A 4,658-nucleotide genomic window follows, 5' to 3' on the forward strand; every position below is an offset into this window, starting at 1 on the left:
CCCGCCCTCCGCGAGGCGTACCGGGCCGCGTCCCAGCTGTACGAGAAGGTGGGCGTCGGCGCCGACCTGCGCGCCGAGCAGGCCCGCGCCGAGAGCGACGAGGGCGCCGCCCTCGCCGAACTGGACCGCCTCACCAACAAGGTCCGCACCCGCGCCGCCCAGCTCCTCGACGGCCCCGAGGGCGCCGACGGCCCCTCCCGCCAGGCCGCCGCGGCCCGCGCCGAGGCGCTCGTCCAGCTGCTGGAGTCCCGGGCGTCCGAGGCCAGCGAGAAGCTGGGCCGGCTGCGCGGCGAGGCCGAGCGGCTCGCTCCCGCCGACGGCGACGCCCACACCGAACTGCCCGAGCGGCTGGTCCCCTCCGGCGCCGAGCAGGCCCAGGCCCTGCTGCGCACGGCCACCGGCGACCTCGCCGCCCGCACCGACGACCTGGAGACGGCCCGCGCCACCCACGCGCACCTCCAGCGGGCGCACCGCGCCGCCGAGGACGCCGCGGGCGCCTTCGACGAACTGGCCGCGCTCCTGCGCGACCTGCTGCGCGACCAGGCCGAGGACGAGCCGCAGGAGACGCAGCCCCACGCCGGCTCACTGGAGGAGGCCCGCCAGGCCGCCGCCGAGGCCCGGCGCTCCCTGCGCGGCTGCGCCGCCGACCTGTCCGCCGCCGAGACCGCCGTACGGGAGGCGTGCGACGTCCTGGTGCGGCACGCCAACTCCACCCGCTACGAGCAGGTGCGCACCCCGGCACGGCAGCAGATCCGCGAACTGCCCGCGTCCGCGCTGCCGGAGCACGCCGCCCGGTGGGCCGAGGCGTTCGCCCCGCGCCTGCGCGTCCTCACCGACGAACTGGCCCAGCTGGAGCGCAACCGCGACTCGATCGTCGACCGGCTGCGCGGCCTCGTCGAGTCGGCGCTGGCGACGCTCCGCTCCGCCCAGCGGCTCTCCCGCCTCCCCGAGGGGCTCGGCGAGTGGTCGGGCCAGGAGTTCCTCCGCATCCGCTTCGAGGAGCCGGACCAGGCGACGCTCGTCGAGCGCCTGGGCGAGGTCGTCGACGAGGCGACCCGCGCCGCGGTCAGGAAGAACTCCGACCTGCGGCGCGACGGCATGTCCCTGCTGCTGCGCGGCGTCCACGCCGCCCTCCAGCCCAGGGGCGTCGCCGTCGAGATCCTCAAGCCGGACGCGGTGCTGCGCGCCGAGCGCGTTCCCGTCGGGCAGATGGGGGACGTGTTCTCCGGCGGCCAGCTGCTCACCGCCGCCATCGCCCTGTACTGCACCATGGCCGCGCTCCGCAGCAACGACCGGGGCCGCGACCGGCACCGGCACGCCGGCACGCTCTTCCTCGACAACCCCATCGGCCGGGCCAACGCCACCTACCTGCTGGAGCTCCAGCGCGCCGTGGCCGACGCGCTCGGGGTCCAGCTGCTGTACACCACCGGACTGTTCGACACGACGGCGCTCGCGGAGTTCCCGCTGGTGATCAGGTTGCGCAACGACGCGGACCTGAGGGCCGGCCTGAAGTACATCAGCGTCGAGGAACACCTGCGGCCCGGCCTGCCGCAGCCGCCGAGGGAAGGGGAGCCGGCGGTGCACGGCGAGATCACCGCGACCCGCATGTTCAAGCGGGACGCGACCCCGGCGCCCCGGCGGCACGACGCCGGCTGACCGGCCCCGCGGCCGTCACGCCCGGGACAGCTCGCCCCGCCCCGGCATGCCGCGCACCGCCTCCTGTGCCACGTCCCCGGCCGGAGCCTCACCGGCCNGGGACGGNCGGCACCCGCGCGGCGGAAGCGCGCGCCGGCCGCCCGGCGGCCCGCTCCCGCCGCTTGCGTATGCGCGCGGCGTGCCGGGCGGCCCGCCGGGCCGTGCGCCGCTCCCGCCGCAACTGCCGGGCCGTGCTGCTCGGCTCGGACACCACCCCGTACCGCTGCTTCCAGACCTGCCGCGTCACCCACACGTCGAGCACCGACCAGGTCGCCACCACCGTGCTGCCCACGCTGCTCAGCACCAGGGGAAACGCCGACCAGACCCCCGCGAGCGTGAACAGGTACGCCGCGACGGCCTGGATCAGCGTCAGCGCGATGATCAGCCCGGCCCGCACCGCCGCCCTGCGCACCGGATCGGGCAGTCTGCGCCGTCCGACCGGTTCCTCCACCCACAGTTCGCGCCGTCCGGTGCTCATCCGCCGTCCCTCCCCACCGCTCGAACCGACATCAGGGCGACTGCCCGTGCTGAGCGGATCCACGCCGGGAGTCCCCGCCGCCCGTACACATAGACGCGACATCGTGCGGGAAGATTCCCGGAAGGTGTAATTCCAGCCATCCGGCGTAGTGCCGGAAATGACACCTCGTCAGGCGCCTTCTGATACACCCGATTCGCCAACTCCTTTGATACCGGGACAAGCGATGATCAAAAGCATGTGCGGCGGCTGAAAAACGACTGAGTGAACCTTCAGGTCGCCCCGACGACAGTAGTAGGCTCACGCCGTTTGTTGGTGAGTTGATGTGTGCACCTCGCGCCGCGCCGGGCGGCCGGGTGAGCTGGGGGAGGCCATGGGCTTTCGCGGGAAGTCGATCCGCAGGAAGATCGTGGCGCTGCTGCTCGTCCCGCTCCTGTCCCTCATCGGCCTCTGGGGGTTCGCGACCGTCCTCACCGGCCGCGAGGCCGGCCACCTCCTCGAGGTCGGCCAGGTCATGCACAGGATCGGGTACCCCCTGGGAGAGACCGTCCGCGTCATCCAGCAGGAACGCCGCCAGAGCCTCCTCTACCTGGCCGACCCGCGCACCGCCGACGTCCTCGACACCCTGCGCCGCGACCGCGCGGCCACCGACCGGGCCATCGCCTCCATCCGCGCCCGGATCCGCGACCCGCGCCTCGACGACGCCATGCACGGCACCACGGCCCAGCGGCTCGCCCCGCTCCTCGCGGCGTTCGACGGGCTGGCGGCGCTGCGCCACTCGATCGACACCAGAGCCGTCGACCGCCTCCAGGCACTCCGGTTCTACAACCGCCTCATCGACCCCTGCCACACCTTCTTCGTCGACATCCACGCCACCGACAACGTCGAGCTGGAGAAGCAGGGGCGCGCCCTCATCGGTCTCGCCCGCGCGCACGAGATGCTCGCCCGGGAGGACGCCCTGGTGGTCTCCTCGCTGGTCGGGGACCGCCTCACCGCCGAGGAGGTCCGCCTCGTCTCCGACCTCGTCGCCCGCCGCCACCAGCTCTACGAGCTCAGCTTCGAGGTGCTGCCCTCCACCGACCGCGACATCTTCCGCCGGTACTGGAGCAGCCCCGAGACGCAGCCGCTGCGCCAGGCCGAGGAGGCCGTCATCGCCGCCGGGCCCGCCGACGACCCGCGCGCCGTCGACGCCACCCGCTGGGAAGAGGCCGCGAGCACCGTCCTCGCCGGCCTCGTCACCGAGAACCGGCTGGCGGGCGACCGCTACCAGAAGCGCCTCGAACCCGCCGCGTACGGCGTGCTCGCCACGGCGGGCGTCGCCGGCGTCCTCGGCTTCCTCGCCGTCCTGTGCTCCCTCGTCGTCTCCGTGCGCGTGGGCCGCGGCCTCGTCCGCGACCTGACCCGGCTCCGCAAGGAGGCGCAGGACGTCTCGGACCTCAGGCTCCCCAGCGTCATGCGCCGCCTCGCCGCCGGCGAGCACGTCGACGTCGAGACCGAGGTGCCGAAGCTGGAATACGACAAGGACGAGATCGGCCAGGTCGGCAAGGCGCTCAACACCCTCCAGCGGGCCGCCGTCGAAGCCGCCGTCAGGCAGGCCGACATGCGGCGCGGCATCTCCGAGGTCTTCGTCAACCTCGCCCGCCGCAACCAGGTCCTCCTCCACCGCCAGCTCACCCTCCTCGACACGATGGAGCGGCGCACCGAGGACGCCGAGGAACTGGCCGACCTCTTCCGCCTCGACCACCTCACCACCCGCATGCGGCGCCACGCCGAGGGCCTGGTGATCCTCTCCGGGGCCGCGCCCTCCCGGCAGTGGCGCAAACCCGTGCAGCTCATGGACGTGGTCCGGGCGGCGGTCGCGGAGGTCGAGGACTACGAGCGGATCGAGGTCCGCCGCCTTCCGCGCATCGGTGTCGCCGGCCCCGCCGTCGCGGACCTGACCCATCTCATCGCCGAACTCCTCGAGAACGCCACGGCCTTCTCGCCGCCCCACACCGCGGCCCAGGTCCACGGCGAACGCGTCACCAACGGCTTCACCCTGGAGATCCACGACCGGGGCCTCGGCATGTCGCCCGAGGACCTCCTCGACGCGAACCTCCGCCTCGCCGAGACCCCCGAGTTCGAACTGTCCGACACCGACCGGCTGGGCCTCTTCGTCGTCAGCCGCCTCGCCCGGCGCCAGAACGTCCGGGTCTCGCTCCAGCCCTCCCCGTACGGCGGCACCACCGCCGTCGTGTTCATCCCGGCGGCACTGCTCACCGACGCCCCCGAGACGCAGGGCGCGGGGTTCCGGCTGGACCGCAAGACCCCCGACCGCGACGGCGCGGAGGCCCCCGCCCGGCGGACCACGTTCACCCAGGTGTCCTCCGTCCTCGACGGACCGGTCGAACTCGAAGGTCCGCTCGACCTCCTGGGCGACCTGGACGACAACCTCGGCCACGGGGACGACGAGGACGGCGGNCCCCTNGGCCTCTTCCGCTCCNGCCGG

The 4,658-nt window shown here is 74.0% G+C and carries 1 protein-coding gene and 1 pseudogene; both read left to right on the plus strand.

Going from position 1 to position 4,658, the window contains the following annotated elements:
- A pseudogene (locus MW084_RS21525) lies at positions 1-1,656 on the plus strand (coiled-coil domain-containing protein); the annotation flags it as partial.
- An 887-nt stretch (positions 1,657-2,543) separates the two neighbouring features.
- The coding region (locus MW084_RS21535) for a sensor histidine kinase (RefSeq protein WP_275563746.1) at positions 2,544-4,630 on the plus strand (2,087 nt) is incomplete at its 3' end.
- Between the last annotated feature and the right edge of the window lie 28 nt (positions 4,631-4,658).

The organism is Streptomyces sudanensis (genome assembly GCF_023614315.1).
In the GTDB taxonomy this organism is placed as follows: Bacteria; Actinomycetota; Actinomycetes; order Streptomycetales; family Streptomycetaceae; genus Streptomyces; species Streptomyces sudanensis.